This window comes from Pseudomonas sp. SMN11 (assembly GCF_052041945.1).
Lineage (GTDB): Bacteria > Pseudomonadota > Gammaproteobacteria > Pseudomonadales > Pseudomonadaceae > Aquipseudomonas.
On the sequence record NZ_JBKGGW010000010.1, the window covers coordinates 82,728 to 102,637 of the forward strand.

Below are 19,910 nucleotides of genomic sequence, written 5' to 3' on the forward strand. Positions count from 1 at the left end.
ATATCAGTATTTCCTTGGAAGTCCTTATGCCCTCTATGCTCTCGTCACAACTTGTTATAACAAGTCATCGATCAGCGAAGAGACCCATGGCCGAACTGCTCCCCCTCTCCCCGGTACCGCTCTACACCCAGCTCAAGGAATTGCTGCGCGAGCGCATCCTCGACGGTACATATCCACCGCATAGCCGCATGCCCTCGGAAAGCGAGCTGGGCAAGGCTTTCGAGGTCAGCCGCATCACCGTGCGCCAGGCGCTGGGTGACCTGCAGAAAGAAGGGCTGATCTTCAAGATCCACGGCAAAGGCACCTTCGTCGCCAAACCCAAGGCGTTCCAGAACGTCAGCACCCTGCAGGGCCTGGGCGAGTCGATGACGCAGATGGGCTATGAGGTAATCAACCGCCTGCGCAGCTTCCGCCACGTACCGGCAAACGCCCTAGTGGCGGCGCGGCTGCAGGTCGAGGAGGGCAGCCTGGTCACCGAGATCCGCCGGGTACGGCTGATCAACCGCGAGCCGGTGTCGCTGGAACTGACCTGGTTGCCCAAGGCCGTCGGCGAAAGGCTGGAAAAGGCCGACCTGGTCACCCGCGACATCTTCCTGCTGCTGGAAAACGACTGCGGCATCGCCTTGGGGCATGCCGACCTGGCCATCGACGCGGTGCTGGCCGACAGCGACCTGACCCAGGCGCTGGAGGTGGAGGAGGGCGCACCGATCATGCGTATCGAACGCCTGACCCACGCCGCCGATGGCACGCCGCTGGACTTCGAACACCTGTACTACCGCGGCGACGCCTTCCAGTACCGCCTGCGCATCGACCGCCAGAAGGGGAGCAAGGCATGAGCATCGGGACCGACGACTACGACATCATCATTATTGGCGGTGGCACCGCCGGGCCGATGGCGGCGATCAAGGCCAAGGAGCACGACAAGCACCTGCGCGTGCTGTTGCTGGACAAGGCCAACGTCAAGCGCAGCGGTGCCATCAGCATGGGCATGGACGGCCTGAACAATGCCATCATCCCCGGCCATGCCACGCCCGAGCAATACACCAAGGAAATCACCGTGGCCAACGACGGCATCGTCAACCAAGCCGCCGTGCATGCGTATGCCACCCACAGTTTCGAGACGATCGAGCAGCTTGACCGCTGGGGAGTGAAGTTCGAAAAGGATGAAACCGGCGACTACGCGGTGAAGAAGGTCCACCACATGGGCGCGTACGTGCTGCCCATGCCCGAAGGCCACGACATCAAGAAGGTGCTGTACCGTCAGCTCAAGCGCGCCCGGGTCGAGATCAGCAACCGGATGGTCTGCACCCGCGTGCTGCTCGATGCCGAAGGTGCCGCGGCCGGTGCTCTGGGCTTCGATTGCCGTAGCGGCGAGTTCCGCGTGGTGCGGGCCAAGGCGGTGATCCTCGCCTGCGGCGCCGCCGGGCGCCTGGGCCTGCCATCCTCGGGTTACCTGATGGGCACCTACGAGAACCCGACCAATGCCGGCGACGGCTACGCCATGGCCTACCATGCCGGCGCCGAGCTGGCCAACCTCGAGTGCTTCCAGATCAACCCGCTGATCAAGGATTACAACGGCCCGGCTTGCGCCTACGTCACCGGCCCGCTGGGCGGCTACACCGCCAACAGCAAGGGCGAGCGCTTCATCGAGTGCGACTACTGGAGCGGGCAGATGATGTGGGAGTTCCATCAGGAGCTCGAAGGCGGCAACGGCCCGGTGTTCCTCAAGCTCGACCACCTGGCCGAGGAAACCATCCAGAACATCGAAGAGATCCTGCACAGCAACGAGCGCCCCAGCCGTGGCCAGTTCCATGCCGGGCGCGGCACCGACTACCGCCAGCACATGGTCGAGATGCATATCTCCGAGATCGGCTTCTGCTCGGGGCATTCGGCCTCGGGGGTGTGGGTCAACGAGAAGGCCGAGACCAGCGTCAAGGGCTTGTATGCCGCCGGTGACATGGCTGCAGTGCCGCACAACTACATGCTCGGCGCGTTCACCTATGGTTGGTTTGCCGGTATCAACGCCGCGCGGTATGTGGCCGGGCGCGAACTTGCCGAAGTCGATGTCGAGCAGGTCGAGCGCGAGCGCGCACGGGTGTTCGCCCCGCTGCAACGTGAGCATGGCCTGCCGCCAGCGCAGGTGGAATACAAGTTGCGGCGCATGGTCAACGACTACCTGCAGCCGCCCAAGGTGACCAAGAAGATGGAAATCGGTCTGGCGCGCTTTGCCGAGATCGAACGTGATCTCGACCAGATGAAGGCCAGCAACCCGCATGAGTTGATGCGCGCCATGGAAGTTTCGGTGATCCGCGACTGTGCCGAGATGGCGGCGCGCGCCTCGTTGTTCCGCGAGGAAAGCCGCTGGGGCCTTTATCACCATCGGGTGGACTTCCCCGAGCGCAACGATGGCGAATGGTTCTGTCACTGCCATCTGAAAAAAGGCGAAAACGGTGAGATGACCAGCTTCAAGAAGGCGGTCGAGCCATACCTGATCGCTCTGGATGCCGAAGAGCAGATTGCCTATGACCGGCTGCGGGTGAAAGCCGACGCTGCCTGAGTAAAACAGAGGGCCGAAGGCCCCAAGGACCCCGTGAAATGGCCTACCAGCCCCAGGAAATATTCTTTCGCAGCAGCGCCCCGGTGACCATCGACGAAGACAAGTGCATCGCCGAAAAAGGCTGCACCGTCTGTGTCGAGGTCTGCCCCATGGATCTGCTGGCGATCAACCCGGCGACGCAAAAGGCTTACATGGCCTTCGACGAGTGCTGGTACTGCATGCCTTGCGAGAAGGACTGCCCCACCGGTGCCGTCAAGGTCGACATCCCGTACCTGCTGCGCTGATTCATCCCCATCATCCGCCGCTAAGGATCGCACCATGACTGAACGAAACACCGACAACCCTGAGATTCTCGAACTGCTGCCACGGATAGAAGCCGATGACGCAGGCGTGCGGCGCATTGCCTTGATCGCACTGGCAGACCTGGAGGACTCTGATGCCTTGCCGTGGCTCACCGATGCACTGTTGGTCGATGGTGCCGACGAAGTGCGCGCTGAGGCCGCGCGCCTGCTGGAAGCCTGGGAGGAACCAGAAGTGGTACAGGCCTTGTGCGCCGCACTGGCGGATGGCGCAGAAGCGGTACGCCTGGCTGCCGCACAGAGCCTCAGTGAGTTGAAGAGCCTTGACGCTGGCCAGCTGATCCTGCCCTGGACGAGCCATGCCGATGCCTTCGTCCGTGCCAGTGCCTTGCGCGCCCTGCGCGAGCTGCGCCTGGAAGACGCTGCCACGCCTGCGCTGCAGGCCCTTGAGGACCAGGACGCGACGGTGCGACGCGAAGCCGTGGGTATTCTCGGTTGGCTCAAGCACCAGCCCGCGTTGCCTGCCTTGGCGAAACTGGCCGAGCATGAGCCTGACACCGAGGTACGTCGTGCCGCGATTGGTGCCTTGGGGCTTGCGCGTGACCCCGCCGTTTTGCCGGCGCTGGTTGGCGCTTTGCGCGATTGCGCCTGGCAGGTACGTGAGGAAGCCGCGACGACGTTGGGCAAGGTTGGCCATGCTCAGGCGGGGCCGGCACTGGTGGAGGCATTGGACGATGGCTTCTGGCAAGTGCGCTTGCGCGCAGCACGTTCCCTGGGCCGCCTGCGGCATGCCGAGGCGCTGGATGCCTTGGCCGGCTTGCTGGGCCATGACATCGCCAACCTGCGCAAGGAAGCTGCGCTGGCGCTCGGCGAACTGGGCCTTGCCCGCGCCTTGCCGGCGTTGCAGGTGGCTGAAACGGACAGCGACCCGGAAGTGCGCAAGGCCGTGCGCATTGCCTTGGCTCAGCTTCGCGGAGCCGCTTGATGGACAGCCCTAGCGCAATACGCAATCAACGCGAGCCTGGATTGCTGACTTTGCAGTGGGTCGATACCGAAGCGGTCATCAGCCATGCCCGGCTTCGCGGCGCCTGCCCCTGTTCGCAATGCCGGGCAGCATGCTTGCAGGGACGGGTCCCGATGGTCAGGGCCGACGTACGCGTCGAGCGAATTGTGGCGCAGGGCTATGGTGTGCAGTTGGTATTCAGCGATGGGCATGAGCGAGGTATCTATCCCTGGGCCTACCTGCGCGATCTCGGCTGAACGGACAACGTCAATGGCATTGTCGGCCCGCTCCTACAGGGATCGCGTATCACAAAGCAATCAATTCGGGTCTCAGACCCTCTACCCGGCGTGCTGGCGACGGCAGGTAGCCGCCGTCGCCAGTGATCTGGTGCAGGACCTTCTCGCGTAGCCCATGCAGCGCCACACCGGTGCGCAGGCGCGGGTGGGGCAGGTCGATCTCCACCACCGACTTGATCCGCCCCGGGCGTGGCTCCAGCACCACTACCCGGTCGGCGAGGTAGGTGGCTTCCTCGGCATCGTGGGTCACCAGCAAGGTGGTGATACCTGCGCGCTCGCGGATGGCCAGCAGTTCGTCCTGCAGCTGCTGACGGGTCAGTGCATCGAGTGCGCCGAAGGGCTCGTCCAGCAACAGGATACGCGGGCTGGCCACCAGGCCACGGGCGATTGCCACGCGCTGGGCCATGCCGCCGGACAGCTGATGTGGGTAGGCCGACTCGAAACCGACCAGGCCCACCAGTTGCACGAACTCATGCACACGCCGGGCGCGTTCCCCTTGGGTCAGGTGTTCGTTGACCAGGCCCAGGGCGATATTCTGCTCAACCGTCAGCCAGGGGAACAGGCGATGCTCCTGGAACACGATGCCGCGCTCGCCGCCGATACCGCTGACCGCCTGGCCATCGACGCGGATGCTGCCGCTGTAGTCGGTGTCCAGCCCGACCAGCAAGCGCAACAGGGTCGACTTGCCACAACCCGAGGCGCCAACGATGGCGATGAACTCGCCTTCGTTGATGGCCAGGTTGAAGTTGCGGATGGCTTCGAGGGGCTGGCCATCGACACTGAAGACTTTGCCGACGCCTTCGAAGCTGACCAGCGGCGGCGTGGTGTCGGCCTGATTGGCTGCGAGCAGGTGTGAAGCATTGAAAGCATTCATGCGGTTCTCCAGCGCGTGGCGCGCGATTCGAGGCGTTGGCCGAGGGTGCCGAGCAGGGCGCCGACCAGGCCGATCAGGACCATCGCGGCCATGACCTGGTCCATGCGGAACAGTTGCTGGGCGCCGATCATCAGGCTGGCGATGCCGCCGTCCGAGGGCATGAAGTACTCGGCACCGATGGTGCCAAGCCAGGCGTAGATCAATGACAGGCGCAGGCCGGCGAATATCGCCGGTGCGGCGCCGGGCAGCACCAGTAGACGCAGGCGTTGCCACAGGTTCAGGCGCAGTGTGCGCGCCGCTTCGCCAAGCTGCGGTGAGAGGCTGGCGATGCCGCGTTGAGTGGCGATCAGCAGCGGAAAGAACGCCGCCAGGCCGACGAACACGTTCTTGGCCCCTTCGCCGAGGCCGAACCAGGCCGTGAGCAAGGGTACCCAGGCAAACAGCGCCACTTGCCGCAGGGCCGAAAGGCTTGGCCCGAAAAGGCGTTCGGCGTTATGCGACAGCCCCAGTAGCAGCCCGCTCAGCAAGCCGGCGCCGCCGCCCAGAAGCAGGCCGGTCAAGGTACGCTTCAGGCTCAGCAGCATGGCGTCTGGCAGCGAGCCATCGGCCAGGCCACTGAACAGGGTGCGCAACACCTCCAGCGGGGAAGTGAGGATGTTCGGGTCGATCCAGCCGAAGCTGTTGCTCGCCCGCCACAGCGCAAGCAGCGCTGCCGGTAGCAGCAGGCTTTTCCAGCCCCGTGGCACAGGCCCGCGCTGTTGTTCGCCGGTGGCCGGTTGCGGCCAGTACAGCAGGCGTTTTTCCAGGGTCGAGAAGCCACGTTCCAGCAGTGCGCCGACCAGGCCAATCACCAGGATGCACAACAGCACCAGGTCGAGCATGAACAGCTGCCTGCCCCAGACCATCAGGTAACCAATGCCTTCGCTGGAGGCCAGCAACTCAACGGCGAGCAACGAGGTCCAGCCTGTCGCCAAGGCCAGGCGCACCCCGGTGAGGAAGGCGGGCAGGGCAGCTGGCAGCAGCAGGCGCCGCAACACCAGATGGCGCGGCAGGCGCAGCGCGGCGGCGGCTTCGCGCAGCTTGGGCTGGGCATCGCGCACGCCGACCAGGGTGTGCAAGGTGACCGGCACCATCACGGCCTTCACCAGCACCACCAGCTTGAGCAGTTCGCCGATACCGAAGAACAGCATGAACAGCGGAATCCAGGCCAGGGTGGGGATCTGCGCCAGGGCCACGAAGGTCGGCAGCACCAAGGTCTGCGCATGCCGTGAGGTGCCCAGCCAGGTGCCCAGCAGCAAGCCACTGCCAACGCCCGCCAGCAGCCCCCAGAACAGCCGCTGCAGACTTATCCACAAGTGCCCCCAAAGCTCCCCGGAGCCAAACTCCAGCGCGCTTTGCCACACCACCGAGGGTGCCGGGAGGATCTGCTCGCTCATCCAGTGCTGCCGGCTCGCCACGACCCACAACAGTGCAATCAACACTGGCACTAGCCATGGCAAGACGCGGCCTCTGTGGGGGCGGCCTTGCGTCGCGATTGAGTCGCGCAGCGGCCCCCGAAGCCAACCCCGCCCTCTGCTCAGAACTCCATTCATCGGCAATCTCTCGAAGCGTTCCAATGTTATTCACTAATGGAATTAAAAATTCACATAAGTGACTTTCAAGAGATAAGAGCATGTTGTCCATGCATGCGGAACCCTCTCGCCATTGCGTTTTCCTCATATTTTCAATGCGTTTCCCGCAAGCCGCCCCGCGCCCCGCATCAGTCTTCGTTTATGTCTTCCAGTTACTAAAAAATGAAGTTTTGATCTTTGTAGGTTCTAACCAGACCTGCCTAGCTTCTGGACAAAGCGCCGGCCATCGCCGGTGGCAGCCTGCCAAGGAGCCTTGCCATGAAAACCCCTCTGCGCCACCTGATCACCGCCCTCGGTTTGGCCTTTACCGTGAGCGCCCATGCGGCCGAGCCGGCCAAGCCGGAAAGCATCCGCATCGCCGTGCCCGACCTGAGCGCCGGCAGCAAGCACAGTGCTGGCGGCGTGGTCGATGTACTGCGTGACCAGCAACTGCTGGAGAAGGAATTCGCCAAAGACGGCATCCGCATCGACTGGCATTTCTTCAAGGGCGCAGGTCCTGTGGTCAACGAAGCCTTGGCCAATGGCCAGGCCGACTTCGCCTACCTGGGCGACCTGGCGGCGATCGTCGGCAAGGCCAATGGCCTCGACACCCGCGTGCTGACGGCAGGGGTGCGTGGGGTGAAGAGCTACCTCGGGGTGGTGCCGGGCTCCGGCATCAAGACCCTGCACGACCTCAAGGGCAAGCGCGTGGCAGTGTTCCGCGGCACCGCCAACCAGCTGTCGTTCGCCAGTGCCCTGGCCAGCCAGGGGCTGTCCGAGCGTGACCTGAAAGTGATCAACCTCGACTTCAACGCCGCCAACGCCGCGTTGGCCGCCAAGCAGATCGACGCCACCTGGGGCCTCTCCAGCCTGCTGTCGCTGCGTGAACGCGGGCTGGTCGAGCTGCCTGTAAATTCCCGCGACCTGGCCGGCGCCGGCAGCACCCAGGCGGTTTTGCTCGGCACCGGCGACTTCATCCGCAAATACCCCGAGCTGGTGGAGCGCCTGGTCAATGCCCAGGAGCAGGCCGCCAGTTGGCTGCGCGATGAGCATAACCGTGAGGCCTATGTCGACCTGGTTGCGAGCAACGCCAACTGGCCACGCAGCATCCTCAGCGATGACCTGGCCAAGGAAGACCTTGCCCATTACTTCGACCCACGGCTGGACGCCGATTTCGTTGCCCAGCTGCAGCAGGGCGTCGACCTGGCCGCCCGCGAGCGCCTGATCCGCCGTGGTTTCCAGGTTTCCGAGTGGATCGAACCACGCTTCCTCGATGCCGCACTGCAACACCAACAGGCCGTGCAGGCCGCCCGCTGAACCCAAACCCGACCATGACCGCAAGGACCACGACCATGAGCAATGCCGCACTGGCCTCCGCGCCACACGCCCTCGAACTCGACATCCACCCGGTTGCCGGCCGCATTGGCGCCGAAATCCGTGGGTTGAAGCTGTCCGCCGACCTCGATGCCGCCACCGTCGACGCCCTCCAGGCAGCCCTGGTGAAGCACAAGGTGATTTTCTTCCGTGGCCAGACCCACCTGGACGACCTTAGCCAGGAAGGCTTCGCCAAGCTGCTCGGCGAGCCGGTCGCGCACCCCACCGTGCCGGTGGTGGACGGCACCAGTTATCTGCTGCAACTGGACGGTGCGGATGGCCAGCGGGCCAACTCCTGGCACACCGACGTGACCTTCGTCGATGCCTACCCCAAGGCTTCGATCCTGCGCAGCGTGGTGGCACCGGCTTCCGGCGGCGACACTGTCTGGGCCAACACCGCGGCGGCTTATCAGGAGCTGCCTGAGCCGTTGCGCGAGCTGGCCGACAAGCTGTGGGCGGTGCACAGCAATGAATATGACTATGCGAGCATCAAGCCCGATGTCGACCCGGCCAAGCTTGAGCGTTATCGCAAGGTGTTCACCTCGACCGTCTACGAGACCGAGCATCCGGTGGTTCGGGTGCACCCGATCAGTGGTGAACGGCTGTTGCAGCTGGGGCACTTCGTGAAGCGCATCAAAGGCTATTCGCTGGCCGACTCGCAGCACCTGTTCGCGGTGCTGCAGGGGCATGTGACGCGGCTGGAGAACACCGTGCGCTGGCGCTGGGAGGCGGGGGATGTGGCGATCTGGGATAACCGCGCCACGCAGCATTATGCGGTGGATGATTACGGCACCCAGCCGCGGGTGGTGCGGCGGGTTACCTTGGCGGGAGAGGTGCCGGTGGGGGTTGATGGGCAGTTGAGCCGGATCACGCGTAAAGGCTGATATCGCCGGGGCCGCATTGCGGCCTTTCGCGACACGAGGCCGCTCCTACAGGGGGGCGCGATCTCCTGTAGGAGCGGCCTTGTGTAGCGAAACGGGGGCGAAGCGCCCGCCAGCTACACCTCGGTATCACAGGCAATCAACTGCCTGACCAACCCCTGCGCCAACGGCGACAAGCCATACCCCACCCGGCTCACCACCCCATAGCGGGTATAGAACGCTTCTTCCTGCTCCGCTGCCAGGTCCACCAGTTTCAGCGCCACCAGTCCCCGCTCCATCTGGTAAGGCCGCAAGTTGGCATTGCAGGCGATGCCAATGGTGTCTGAATGCATCACCACATTCAGCAGCGCATACCCATGCTCGCACTCCACTGTCGGCAGAAAGTCCTGGCGGCCGCTGAGGTCACTGAGGATCTTGCGGATGTTCGGTGGGCGGAAAGTGGTTGCCAGCGGGTAGTCGAACACGTCCCGTGCGCGTACCTCGGCCTGCTCGGTCAGCGGGTGCCCGGCCCGGCAGCAGAAATGCCAGCGCTGCGGTGCCAGCTTGTGCACGCGGTAATCCGGGTCGGACTCGAACTGGCGTGTGTCGGCCACGAAGAACTCGATCTCTTCGGCGATCAGCTTGCGGTTCAGCACCTGCCAGTTATCCACCTGGAAGCAGGTGCGCGCCGCCGGGTATTCGGCCACGAAGCGCGCCACCGCCCTTGGCACCAGGCCGCCTGCAGGTGCCGGGCCGGAGCCGAAGCGCACCACGCCAGTAGTGGCGCCATTGAACTGGTGGATCTCGTTGACCAGGTTATGCGCGCCATGCACCAGGCGGCGTGAGTGCTCCAGCACCAGCAGGCCCTGGCGGGTGGGTGAAAGCTCCTTGCTGGCACGGTCGACCAGGCGGCAGCCGATGTTGTGCTCCAGAGTCTGGATGCTGCGGCTGAAGGCCGATTGCGACAGGTTTACCGCCGCAGCTGCGGCGACAAAACTGCGGTGCTCGACAAGGGCAATGTAGTGGCGCAGCTGACGCAGATCGATATGCATTTTCTACATTAAAACCTTCGGTCAAATGCAATTGCTGACAAGGGCGAGTCCCCTTATAAAGGGACTTACTTATTCCACAAAATATGAATTACAAATATTTATATCTCTTAAAAGAATATAAGCCCAACTGACCGCGATTCGGTTCCGCCAACGGAAATGCTCGCCCAGGGCCCATGCCTCAAGGAGCATTTGCATGTCCGGACTTTCCCGTTGGCCTGCGCGCGCGTCGCGTTTCACCTTGCAACCCTTGGCCGCCGGCGTGTTGCTGGCGGCATCCAACGGCAGCTTCGCCGAAGAGCCCGCCAGCGTTCCCCCGGCTGTGGAACAGGAAGCCAAGCTTGGCACCGTCACGGTCAATGCCCGTCGCCGCGAAGAAACCGCGCAGAGCGTGCCCACGCCCATCAGCGTGCTCAGCAGCGAAACCCTGGAGACCCAGCGCATCTATCGTGTGCAGGATCTGCAACAGCTGGTGCCCAGCACCAACGTCGCCTATGTGCATGCGCGGCAGTCGAGCATCTCGATTCGTGGCCTGGGCAACAACCCGGCCAGCGATGGCCTGGAGGGCAGCGTCGGTATCTACCTGGACAACGTCTACCTCGGCCGCCCGGGCATGGCGGTGTTCGACCTGCTCGATGTCGAGCAGCTGGAAGTGCTGCGCGGCCCGCAGGGCACGCTGTTCGGCAAGAACACCACGGCGGGGGTGCTGAACATCACCACGCGCAAACCGACCTTTCACCCGGAAGGCAGCATCCAGCAATCGATTGGCGAGGACGGCTACCTGCAGACTCAGGGCAGCTACTCGGGGCCGATCACCGAGACGCTGGCCGGGCGCATCAGCGCCTATCACACCGAAGACGGCGGCTATGTGAAGAACATCTACAACGGCGACGAGCTCAATGGTGGCAAGCGCCAGGGCTTTCGTACCCAGTTGTTGTTTCAACCGAGCGAAACCTTCAACCTGCGCTGGATCGGCGAGTACAACGAAGAAGACTCCAACAACGGCATCCTCAGCCTGTACAGCACCGGGCCGACCATCAATGGCGTCAACCGCTACGAAAGCCTGGCGGCCCAGGCCGGCGCGACGCTGGTGTCGGGCAAGGACCGCAAGGTCAACTTCGACGCCGACCAACAGGTGACGGTGTTCCAGGGTGGTACCTCGGTCGAGGCCAACTGGACCCTGCCCAACGACTTCACCCTGACCTCGATCAGCGCCTACCGCTGGTGGGACTTCACCCCGCGCAATGACGACGGCCTCGATGTGCCGGTGTTCTACAGCGCCGGGGTATCGGTACGCGACAAGCAGTATTCGCAGGAAATCCGCCTGGCTTCACCTACCGGTGGCCTCTTCGACTATGTGCTTGGCGCGTATTACTTCAAGCAGGACCTGGACAACAAGTCCTTCACTTATTACGGGCCGCAGGCCGATATCTGGAACCTGACGCCGGCTGGCGCTCTGAACAACGTCAACACCATCGGCAACGGCCATATCGATACCGACAGCTACGCGCTGTTCGCCCAAGGCACCTGGCACGTCACCGATCGCCTGGACTTCACCGCCGGCATCCGCGGTACCTACGAGGAAAAAAGCGCCTGGGTGACCCGCGATGCGCCAACCGGCGGTGCTGCCGTGACCGGTGCTGCCGCTGCTGCACGCCAGGGCAGGGTGGGGGCATACGACTCGGGTGACCTCAACCAGTACAGCTTCAGCCCCTCCGGCCTGCTCGGTTTGAGTTACCGCTTCAACGAGCAATTGCTGGGTTACGCGACCCTGACCCACGGCGAGAAGTCTGGTGGCGTGAACCTCACCGTCGGCGCCGCGCCACGCCTGGGCACCGACTCGCTGCTGGTCGGCACCGAGCGGGCCAACAACGCCGAGTTGGGCCTCAAGAGCACGCTGTTCGACAACCGCCTGCAACTCAACACCAACCTGTTCTGGACCGAGGTGCATGGCTACCAGGCCAACGTCTACGACCAGATCAACCGCGTGCAGTACCTGGCCAACGCCGGCAGCGTACGCTCGCGCGGCCTGGAATTCGAAGCCACGGCACTGCCGGTCAAAGGCCTGATGGTGAACTTCAACGGCTCGTGGAACGACGTCCGCTACCTGAAGTACGACGACGCCCCGTGCCCGCCAGAGGTGAGCCTGGCCAATGCCACGGCCACCTGCGACCTGTCTGGCCACCAGGTGGTCGGCGCCTCCAAGTACATCGCCAACCTCAACGGCGAATACAAGTGGCAGGCCAGCCAGTATGTCGAGCCCTACGTCACCGCCAGCTACGCGTTCCGCTCGCGGGCGGTGGGCACCATCGACGATTCCGACTTCGGCCAGATCCCCAGCTATGCGCTTGTCAACCTCTCCGCCGGTGTGCGCCTGGACCAGGGCGACGGCGTGGTCGACCTGTCGCTGTGGGTGAAGAACGCCGGCGACAAGACCTATTTCACCAGCCTGTGGAACTCCGCCAACGGTGGTTATGCCGGCGTGCTCGGTACTCCGCGCACCTTCGGCGCCACTGCCCGTTACGACTTCTGAGTAAAAAGGAGCTTTGCCATGAATGCCAAGACTGAAAGCCCAGTACTGCCCGAAGGCGCCTGCCTCACTGCCAAGGTGCCCGAGCGCGGCGACGCGCTGCTCGGCGACGTGGTGGTCAACCCCTACCGCCTGGCGCCGCTGACCGCGATCATCCGCGACGGTGGGCGTAGCCTGAGCGCCGCCCATGTGCGGGTGCGCGGCCGCGGCGAACGCGGTGTCGACATCGCCTATGAGGTGTCGGATCGCTCGCTGTGGACCTATGGCGGCATCCCTGTATTCGGCCTGTACCCGGATCACGTCAACCAAGTGGAAGTGACCTACAAGCTCGACGGCGAGCGCATCCGCGAGCAGTACCAGATCTACGGGCCGGCCGTGCGCCTGCCGGTGGTGGCGAAACAGACCGCCGCGCTGCCGGAAGTGGAGCCGGTCAAGGTGGCGCCAGGTTTCGAGCAGCGCCTGTACCTGTTCAACCACCTGCAAGGTGACATCCCCGGTGGCCGTGCCTTCAAGTGGAACGGCCTGGGCGGTGCCGCCGAGTGGGACCAGGTCGGCAACAACTGGATCGCTGACAGCAACGGCGACGTGCGTTGGTATCTGGACATCGAGCAGATCCACGATTCCAACCGCCGCGACGGCCTGGGCGGGACCATGGGCTTCCAGCAGACCCGCGACGGCAAGCTGATCTGGGGGCAGGGCCAGACCTACTCCAAGTTCGACCTGCTCGGCCGGCGCATCTGGCAGCGCAATTTGCCGGACAAGTTCGCCGACTTCTCCCACGAGATCCGCGAAACCGTCAATGGCACCTACCTGCTGCGCGTCGGCACCAGCGATTATCGTCGCCCGGATGGCAAGCGGGTGCGCTCGATCCGTGACCACATCATCGAGGTCAGCGAGGCAGGGGATGTGCTGGACTTCTGGGACCTGAACCAGATTCTCGATCCCTATCGTGGCGACTTGCTGGAAACCCTGGGCAAGGCGGCGATTCAACTGCCTGCAGGTGTACAGAAGCAGGATGATCGGCTAGCCAACGAACTGGCAGAAGGCGACTTGCCGTTCGGTGATACCCCGGGCGTGGGCACCGGGCGCAACTGGGCACACGTCAATGCCATTGACTACGACGCCGATGACGACAGCATTATCGTTTCAGCTCGTCATCAGGGTGTGGCGAAGATCGGCCGTGACAAGCAGGTGAAGTGGATTCTCGCTTCACCGCAAGGCTGGCCCCAGCACCTGCGCGAAAAGGTGCTGACACCGGTCGCAAGCGAAGGCTTTGACTGGTCCTGGACCCAGCACACCGCCTGGCTGACCGGCAAAGGCACACTGACCGTGTTCGATAACGGCTGGGGGCGCGACTTTGCACCGACAAGGCTCAGTGGCAACTACAGCCGGGCGGTGGAGTACAAGATCGACGAAACCAACGGCACGGTCGAACAGGTGTGGGAGTACGGCAAGGCGCGTGGCGACGAATGGTACAGCCCGGTGACCTCGGTAGTGGCCTACCGGCCAGAGACCGATACCCAGTTCATCTATTCGGCTTCGGTCAACTTCCTCACACCCGCGAAGCTGACCACCACGGTGCTTAATGAGGTACGTCGAGGGACCCAGGAAGTACTGGTGGAACTCAAGGTACACAGCCGCCAGCCGGGTTCCGTTGGCTACCGCGCCCTGGTGATCGACCTGGCCAAGGCGTTCTGATTCATTCCCTCCGGGAGGGCCGCCGGTCCTCCCATCACATTTCCTTCAGCTCGTTCGTCTAACCTGTACTGGCCCTTTCGCGGGCACAGCACAAAATTGTGAAATTTCCGCCGGGCTGTTCAACCATTCGTTCTTTTTTTCGAACAGGCTATTGTCCAACACCCCAGCAGCCGCTTAGCATTCGTTTGAGATTTCAAACGCTCGATGCCCTGCCTTGGGCGCTTTTCAAACAATCAACAATTCGGGAAGCCGACATGCAGCTCAAAGACGCTCAGTTGTTCCGCCAGCAAGCCTTCATCAACGGTGAGTGGCTGGATGCGGACAGCGGCCAGACCATCAAAGTGACCAACCCGGCCACTGGTGAAGTCATCGGTACCGTGCCGAAGATGGGCACTGCGGAAACCCGCCGCGCCATCGAAGCCGCCGACAAGGCCCTGCCGGCCTGGCGTGCACTGACCGCCAAGGAGCGTTCGGCCAAGCTGCGTCGCTGGTTCGAACTGATGATCGAGAACCAGGACGACCTGGCTCGCCTGATGACCACCGAACAAGGCAAGCCGCTGGCCGAAGCCAAGGGCGAAATCGCCTACGCCGCCTCGTTCATCGAGTGGTTCGCCGAAGAAGCCAAGCGCGTCTACGGCGACACCATCCCGGGCCACCAGCCAGACAAGCGCCTGATCGTCATCAAGCAGCCGATCGGCGTTACCGCGGCCATCACCCCGTGGAACTTCCCGGCCGCCATGATCACCCGTAAAGCCGGCCCGGCCCTGGCCGCTGGCTGCACCATGGTGCTCAAGCCTGCGTCGCAGACCCCGTACTCCGCCCTGGCCCTGGTCGAGCTGGCCAACCGTGCCGGCATCCCGGCTGGCGTGCTGAGCGTCGTTACCGGTAGCGCTGGCGAAGTCGGCGGCGAGCTGACCGGCAACTCCCTGGTACGCAAGCTGTCCTTCACCGGCTCGACCGAAATCGGTCGCCAGCTGATGCAAGAATGCGCCAAGGACATCAAGAAGGTTTCCCTGGAGCTGGGCGGCAACGCTCCGTTCATCGTGTTCGACGACGCCGACCTGGACAAGGCAGTCGAGGGCGCGATCATCTCCAAGTACCGCAACAACGGCCAGACATGCGTCTGCGCCAACCGTATCTACGTGCAGGACGGCGTCTACGACGCGTTCGCCCAGAAGCTGGCCGCTGCTGTCGCCAAGCTGAAGATCGGTAACGGCCTGGAAGAAGGCACCACCACTGGCCCGCTGATCGACGGCAAGGCTGTCGCCAAGGTCCAGGAACACATCGAAGACGCCGTCGGCAAAGGCGCCAAGGTGCTGTCCGGTGGCAAGCTGATCGAAGGCAACTTCTTCGAGCCGACCATCCTGGTCGACGTGCCGAAAACCGCTGCCGTCGCTAAGGAAGAGACCTTCGGCCCACTGGCGCCGCTTTTCCGCTTCAAAGACGAAGCCGAAGTCATCGCCATGTCCAACGACACCGAGTTCGGCCTGGCCTCGTACTTCTACGCTCGTGACATGAGCCGTGTGTTCCGTGTCGCCGAGGCCCTGGAATACGGCATGGTGGGTATCAACACCGGCCTGATCTCCAACGAAGTCGCGCCATTCGGTGGCATCAAGGCTTCGGGCCTGGGCCGCGAAGGTTCCAAATACGGTATCGAGGACTACCTCGAAATCAAATACCTGTGCATCAGCGTCTGATCGCCGGGTAAAAGGTTTTACCTCTGCCAGCGGGGCGCGAGAGCGACGTCTCGCTGGCCTTTTTGACATCGCAGTACCTGGTGGCCAGGGCGTTTACGGCAGTCGATCAACGAATACTGTTCGCGAGCACACCCAGCCACCCCCGAATAAAAGCGCCGCTGATCGGCGCAAATGAGGGCATTATGAGCAAGACCAATGAATCCTTGATGCAACGTCGTGTAGCTGCCGTCCCACGTGGCGTTGGCCAGATCCACCCGATCTTCGTCGAATCCGCGAAGAACTCGACCGTGATCGACGTTGAAGGCCGCGAACTGATCGACTTCGCCGGCGGCATCGCAGTACTGAACACCGGCCACCTGCACCCGAAAGTGGTTGCAGCCGTGCAAGAGCAGCTGACCAAGGTCAGCCACACCTGCTTCCAGGTGCTGGCCTATGAGCCTTATGTCGAGCTGTGCGAAAAGATCAACAAGCTGGTCCCAGGTGACTTCGACAAGAAGACCCTGCTGGTTTCCACCGGCTCCGAAGCCGTTGAAAACGCCGTCAAGATCGCCCGTGCCGCCACTGGCCGCGCTGGCGTGATCGCCTTCACCGGCGGTTACCACGGCCGTACCATGATGACCTTGGGCCTGACCGGCAAGGTCGTGCCGTACTCCGCTGGCATGGGCCTGATGCCAGGCGGCATCTTCCGCGCCCTGTTCCCGAGCGAACTGCACGGTGTCAGCGTTGACGACGCCATCGCTTCGGTCGAGCGCATCTTCAAGAACGACGCCGAGCCACGCGACATCGCTGCAATCATCCTCGAGCCAGTACAAGGCGAAGGCGGCTTCCTGCCAGCGCCGAAAGAGCTGATGAAGCGCCTGCGCGAGCTGTGCGACAAGCACGGCATCCTGCTGATCGCCGACGAAGTGCAGACCGGCGCTGGCCGTACCGGCACCTTCTTCGCCATGGAGCAGATGGGCGTTGCGCCTGACCTGACCACCTTCGCCAAGTCCATCGCTGGCGGCTTCCCGCTGGCCGGTGTGTGCGGCAAGGCCGAGATCATGGACGCTATCGCTCCAGGCGGCCTGGGCGGCACCTACGCCGGTTCGCCGATCGCCTGTGCCGCGGCCCTGGCCGTTATCCAGGTGTTCGAGGAAGAGAAGCTGCTGGACCGCAGCAAGGCTGTTGGTGAGCACCTGACCACTGGCCTGCGCAAGATCCAGGAAAAGCACCCGATCATCGGCGACGTCCGTGGTCTGGGCTCGATGATCGCTGTGGAAGTCTTCGAAAAAGGTACCCACACCCCGAACGCTGCTGCCGTTGCCCAGGTTGTGGCCAAGGCACGCGACAAGGGTCTGATCCTGCTGTCTTGCGGCACCTACGGCAACGTCCTGCGTATCCTGGTTCCGCTGACCGCCGAAGACGCGCTGCTGGACAAAGGCCTGGCCATCATCGAAGAGTGCTTCGCTGAACTCGCCTGATGTGACGCGCTTCATAAAAAAACCCGCCTAGGCGGGTTTTTTTTGTGCCCAGAAAAGCCGGGTGAAGCTATGGTGGTGAAAGGATTCGCCTTGGAAGCTGCGAAGGACTGTGTGTCAGGGATAACCAGGAGTTGGCCATGAGTGCTGCAGACCCCACCCCACCTTGCGTATTGATCGCCGAAGGCGATCCTTGGGTACGCGAAATGCTGAGCGAAATGCTGCTCAGCGTGCGTTGCGACGCCCGCTTGCAAGTCTGCGCCGATGGCTCGCAGGCGCTCACGGCGCTGGCCAGCAAACCTGACCTGATCATCGCTGCCCGTGAACTGGCGGGGCTCGATGGCCTCGACCTGCTGCGCAAGGTGCGCGCCAAAGGCCCGGGGCTGCCGTTCATTCTCATGAGCGACCGCAGCGATAGCGCCAGCGTGCGCGAAGCACTGCCGCTGCACCCTACCGCTTACCTGAGCAAACCGCTGAACCTGGACAAGCTGCGCAAGAGCCTGGAAGAACTGCTGCTGGCCGTGGGCGAGCAGATCGCCTGCCCGGTGCCGCCGTTGCAGCCTGGCGCCAACCTGCCGGCCTACCTCGAGCAACGCCGCGCAACCGCCGACGGTGGGCCGCTGTTCGCCGATGTGCAGGTGGCGATCAAGCGCGCACTCAACCCGCAGGGCCTGAACCTCAAGGTGCTTGAAGAGGAAGTGCGCGAGGATCCACAGATCACGGCAGTGCTCATCGCCGCTGCCAACAGTGCCAGCCTGCACCGTGACGCACCTGTGCAAACGCTGATGCAGGCGCTGAACAAGCTCGGCAGCACCCAGAGCATGAACCTGATTCTCGGCCTCACCCTCAAGCGCAGTGCACGGCTGAGCGACCCGCTGCTGACGCAACATGCCACGCGCTACTGGAATCTTTCGCTGCACACGGCTGAATACGCCCGCACGCTGGCACGCATGCTCGAACTGGATCAGGAGCGCTGCTATTGCGCCGGCTTGTTGCATTGCCTGGGCGACCTGGCGGTGCTGCGCTGCCTGCAGGAGTGGCGTCTGGCCGGTGGCGAGCTGGACGAGGACCGAGTGCAGCTGTCGCTCAATGAATTTGGCGCAGCGTTCGGCTCGGCGTTGCGTACCCGTTGGCGTTTGCCGCTGAGCCTGCGCGAGCTTATTGCGGCGATCTACCAGCTGGGGGGCGGGGTGTATTCGCGGGAGATCCTGGCATTGAACCTGGCCGGGCAGCTGGCGCGCCTGCCGGCGGATCAGGGGCTGGAGAAGATCGCCAACAACAAGACTGCGCGCTTGCTGAAAGTTGGGCTGCCGGAGCTGAGCCGGTTGCGCAAGGTGGATAATCCAGAGGCCAAGGAACAGGAGACACCGCCAGCTTCCGAAGAGCCTGCATCGACTTGAGATCCTGGGGCCGCTTTGCGGCCCTTTCGCGACACAAGGCCGCTCCTACAGGACTGCGTGATCTTCTGTAGGAGCGGCCTTGTGTCGCGAAAGGGGCGCGGAGCGGCCCCAGTCAGCCTCGGACTATCTGGTTCTTGCCCTGCCGCTTGGCCCGGTACATCGCCGCATCGGCACGTGCGAACAAGCTGTCCAGCGACTCGTCCTCATCCGTCAGCCCGGTCAGCCCCTGGCTCACCGTAACGCTGTACGCCTCATCGCCGTGGCTGAAGCCCAGCCGCTGAATCTCCCGCTGCAACCGATCGGCAATCTGCTCGGCCACCTGCGCGTTGCAGCCCGGAAATACCGCCGCGAATTCCTCCCCGCCGATTCGCCCGAACAAGTCGCCACGGCGTAGCACGGCCTTGCCGCTGTCGGCGATGCGCTGCAGCACCTGGTCGCCTTCCTGGTGCCCGTAGCTGTCGTTGATGCGCTTGAAGTCGTCGATGTCCAGCAGCAGGAAGGCCAATGGCGTGCCGTCTTCACGGGCGCTGTCGAAGGCCTGCTGGGCGCACTCGAAGAAGTGCCGGCGGTTGCTGCTCTGGGTCAGTACGTCGGTGGTGGCCAGGCGCTGCAGCTCACCCTCGAGCTGCTTCTTTTCGGTGATGTCTTCGGCGATGCCGACGATGATTACCCGGTCGCCGTCATTCTGCTGGTTGATGTAACACTTGTCGCTGAGCCAACGCACCTGGCCGCTGGCGTTGAGGATGCGGTATTCGCGGTCTTCCACTGCGCCCTTGAGCAGCACCTGGGCCAGGCTGCGTTCGGCGAATTCGAGGTCGTCGGGGTAGATGCTGTCGCGCCATTCGTTGTAGTCGGCCATCACCAGGCTGGCCGGGCGACCGAAGATGCGTTCGTAGGCGGGGCTGACGTAGAGCACCTGGCGGGTTTCCCAGTCGAAGGCCCAGAGCACGGCGTTGACGCTGTCGAGCAACGAGCTGTAGAGCTGTTCGCGTTCACTCAGGCGGGCGACTTCGCCCTGGGCGTGGAGCAGGGCCAGCAAGGTTTGCGCAGCTTCGGGTGGCGGTGTACCTGACAATGGTGGAGGAAGGTTCTTGGCCATGAGCACGGAGCAGTTCTCATTGATGAGGCGCGCGGCCACAAACCGGCCCGCCACGCGGGCGATGTGACGGGTTTGAGTGGATTTTCAGGGGGGAAGTTCCAGCAGGC

At 63.4% G+C, this 19,910-nt stretch carries 16 protein-coding genes; 12 read left to right on the forward strand and 4 right to left on the reverse strand.

What is annotated here, in order from left to right; genetic code table 11:
* Positions 1-86: 86 nt before the first annotated feature.
* From ACLEJU_RS11890 to ACLEJU_RS11910, 5 genes are read left to right on the forward strand one after another with little or no spacing between them, the layout of a single operon-like run.
* Positions 87-836, forward strand: a complete 750-nt coding sequence (locus ACLEJU_RS11890) for a GntR family transcriptional regulator (RefSeq protein WP_435424126.1) — start codon at positions 87-89, stop codon at positions 834-836.
* Positions 833-2,557 (forward strand): fumarate reductase/succinate dehydrogenase flavoprotein subunit, encoded by a 1,725-nt coding sequence (locus ACLEJU_RS11895; protein WP_435424125.1) that lies wholly within the window; start codon positions 833-835, stop codon positions 2,555-2,557. The genes ACLEJU_RS11890 and ACLEJU_RS11895 overlap by 4 nt, the downstream gene beginning before the upstream one ends.
* A gap of 38 nt (positions 2,558-2,595) precedes the next feature.
* A complete protein-coding gene (locus ACLEJU_RS11900; RefSeq protein ID WP_008096634.1) occupies positions 2,596-2,841 on the forward strand; it encodes a 4Fe-4S dicluster domain-containing protein in 246 nt (81 codons plus the stop codon).
* Between the two features lie 34 nt (positions 2,842-2,875).
* A complete protein-coding gene (locus ACLEJU_RS11905; protein ID WP_435424124.1) occupies positions 2,876-3,841 on the forward strand; it encodes a HEAT repeat domain-containing protein in 966 nt (321 codons plus the stop codon).
* Positions 3,841-4,116, forward strand: a complete 276-nt coding sequence (locus ACLEJU_RS11910) for a DUF971 domain-containing protein (RefSeq protein WP_435424123.1) — start codon at positions 3,841-3,843, stop codon at positions 4,114-4,116. The genes ACLEJU_RS11905 and ACLEJU_RS11910 overlap by 1 nt, the downstream gene beginning before the upstream one ends.
* 49 nt (positions 4,117-4,165) lie before the next feature.
* On the opposite strand, the gene ACLEJU_RS11915 is transcribed toward ACLEJU_RS11910, so the two are convergent.
* Both ACLEJU_RS11915 and ACLEJU_RS11920 read right to left on the reverse strand, forming a co-directional pair.
* Positions 4,166-5,029, reverse strand: a complete 864-nt coding sequence (locus tag ACLEJU_RS11915; RefSeq protein WP_435424122.1) for an ABC transporter ATP-binding protein — start codon at positions 5,027-5,029, stop codon at positions 4,166-4,168.
* Positions 5,026-6,621 carry an ABC transporter permease gene (locus ACLEJU_RS11920; RefSeq protein WP_435424121.1) on the reverse strand — a complete coding sequence of 532 codons (1,596 nt, stop codon included), beginning with the start codon at positions 6,619-6,621 and terminating at the stop codon, positions 5,026-5,028. Before ACLEJU_RS11920 ends, ACLEJU_RS11915 begins: the two co-directional genes overlap by 4 nt.
* A gap of 297 nt (positions 6,622-6,918) precedes the next feature.
* On the opposite strand from ACLEJU_RS11920, the gene ACLEJU_RS11925 reads away from it, so the two are divergent.
* Together ACLEJU_RS11925 and ACLEJU_RS11930 are read left to right on the forward strand one after the other, a co-directional pair.
* The gene (locus tag ACLEJU_RS11925; RefSeq protein WP_435424120.1) at positions 6,919-7,956 is read left to right on the forward strand and encodes an ABC transporter substrate-binding protein; all 1,038 of its coding nucleotides are present in this window, start codon (positions 6,919-6,921) and stop codon (positions 7,954-7,956) included.
* Positions 7,957-7,991: 35 nt separating this feature from the next.
* Positions 7,992-8,897 (forward strand): TauD/TfdA dioxygenase family protein, encoded by a 906-nt coding sequence (locus ACLEJU_RS11930; protein WP_435424119.1) that lies wholly within the window; start codon positions 7,992-7,994, stop codon positions 8,895-8,897.
* A 113-nt stretch (positions 8,898-9,010) separates the two neighbouring features.
* Here the strand turns inward: ACLEJU_RS11930 and ACLEJU_RS11935 are convergent, their stop codons facing one another.
* Entirely contained in the window at positions 9,011-9,925 is a 915-nt protein-coding gene (locus tag ACLEJU_RS11935) for a LysR family transcriptional regulator (RefSeq protein WP_435424118.1), read from the reverse strand.
* 193 nt (positions 9,926-10,118) lie between these two features.
* Here ACLEJU_RS11935 and ACLEJU_RS11940 point away from each other — a divergent pair, with 193 nt between their 5' ends.
* From ACLEJU_RS11940 to ACLEJU_RS11960, 5 genes are all read left to right on the forward strand, one after another.
* Positions 10,119-12,455, forward strand: coding sequence for a TonB-dependent receptor (locus ACLEJU_RS11940; protein WP_435424117.1), 2,337 nt, complete (start codon positions 10,119-10,121; stop codon positions 12,453-12,455).
* An 18-nt stretch (positions 12,456-12,473) separates the two neighbouring features.
* The gene (locus ACLEJU_RS11945; protein WP_435424116.1) at positions 12,474-14,150 is read left to right on the forward strand and encodes an aryl-sulfate sulfotransferase; all 1,677 of its coding nucleotides are present in this window, start codon (positions 12,474-12,476) and stop codon (positions 14,148-14,150) included.
* 254 nt (positions 14,151-14,404) lie between these two features.
* Complete coding sequence (gene gabD, locus ACLEJU_RS11950; protein ID WP_435424115.1) at positions 14,405-15,847, forward strand: NADP-dependent succinate-semialdehyde dehydrogenase; 1,443 nt, start codon at positions 14,405-14,407, stop codon at positions 15,845-15,847.
* A gap of 182 nt (positions 15,848-16,029) precedes the next feature.
* Entirely contained in the window at positions 16,030-17,307 is a 1,278-nt protein-coding gene (gene gabT / locus ACLEJU_RS11955) for a 4-aminobutyrate--2-oxoglutarate transaminase (RefSeq protein WP_054887246.1), read from the forward strand.
* A 137-nt stretch (positions 17,308-17,444) separates the two neighbouring features.
* Complete coding sequence (locus ACLEJU_RS11960; RefSeq protein ID WP_435424114.1) at positions 17,445-18,704, forward strand: HDOD domain-containing protein; 1,260 nt, start codon at positions 17,445-17,447, stop codon at positions 18,702-18,704.
* Positions 18,705-18,816: 112 nt separating this feature from the next.
* On the opposite strand, the gene ACLEJU_RS11965 is transcribed toward ACLEJU_RS11960, so the two are convergent.
* Positions 18,817-19,803, reverse strand: a complete 987-nt coding sequence (locus ACLEJU_RS11965; RefSeq protein WP_435425648.1) for a GGDEF domain-containing protein — start codon at positions 19,801-19,803, stop codon at positions 18,817-18,819.
* Between the last annotated feature and the right edge of the window lie 107 nt (positions 19,804-19,910).

Bases quoted from the DNA above. Each gene is read 5' to 3' on its own strand.
- ACLEJU_RS11890 (WP_435424126.1), top strand. From the start codon at position 87: ATGGCCGAACTGCTCCCCCTCTCCCCGGTACCGCTCTACACCCAGCTC.
- ACLEJU_RS11895 (WP_435424125.1), top strand. From the start codon at position 833: ATGAGCATCGGGACCGACGACTACGACATCATCATTATTGGCGGTGGC.
- ACLEJU_RS11900 (WP_008096634.1), top strand. From the start codon at position 2,596: ATGGCCTACCAGCCCCAGGAAATATTCTTTCGCAGCAGCGCCCCGGTG.
- ACLEJU_RS11905 (WP_435424124.1), top strand. From the start codon at position 2,876: ATGACTGAACGAAACACCGACAACCCTGAGATTCTCGAACTGCTGCCA.
- ACLEJU_RS11910 (WP_435424123.1), top strand. From the start codon at position 3,841: ATGGACAGCCCTAGCGCAATACGCAATCAACGCGAGCCTGGATTGCTG.
- ACLEJU_RS11915 (WP_435424122.1), bottom strand. From the start codon at position 5,029: ATGAATGCTTTCAATGCTTCACACCTGCTCGCAGCCAATCAGGCCGAC.
- ACLEJU_RS11920 (WP_435424121.1), bottom strand. From the start codon at position 6,621: ATGAATGGAGTTCTGAGCAGAGGGCGGGGTTGGCTTCGGGGGCCGCTG.
- ACLEJU_RS11925 (WP_435424120.1), top strand. From the start codon at position 6,919: ATGAAAACCCCTCTGCGCCACCTGATCACCGCCCTCGGTTTGGCCTTT.
- ACLEJU_RS11930 (WP_435424119.1), top strand. From the start codon at position 7,992: ATGAGCAATGCCGCACTGGCCTCCGCGCCACACGCCCTCGAACTCGAC.
- ACLEJU_RS11935 (WP_435424118.1), bottom strand. From the start codon at position 9,925: ATGCATATCGATCTGCGTCAGCTGCGCCACTACATTGCCCTTGTCGAG.
- ACLEJU_RS11940 (WP_435424117.1), top strand. From the start codon at position 10,119: ATGTCCGGACTTTCCCGTTGGCCTGCGCGCGCGTCGCGTTTCACCTTG.
- ACLEJU_RS11945 (WP_435424116.1), top strand. From the start codon at position 12,474: ATGAATGCCAAGACTGAAAGCCCAGTACTGCCCGAAGGCGCCTGCCTC.
- gabD (WP_435424115.1), top strand. From the start codon at position 14,405: ATGCAGCTCAAAGACGCTCAGTTGTTCCGCCAGCAAGCCTTCATCAAC.
- gabT (WP_054887246.1), top strand. From the start codon at position 16,030: ATGAGCAAGACCAATGAATCCTTGATGCAACGTCGTGTAGCTGCCGTC.
- ACLEJU_RS11960 (WP_435424114.1), top strand. From the start codon at position 17,445: ATGAGTGCTGCAGACCCCACCCCACCTTGCGTATTGATCGCCGAAGGC.
- ACLEJU_RS11965 (WP_435425648.1), bottom strand. From the start codon at position 19,803: ATGGCCAAGAACCTTCCTCCACCATTGTCAGGTACACCGCCACCCGAA.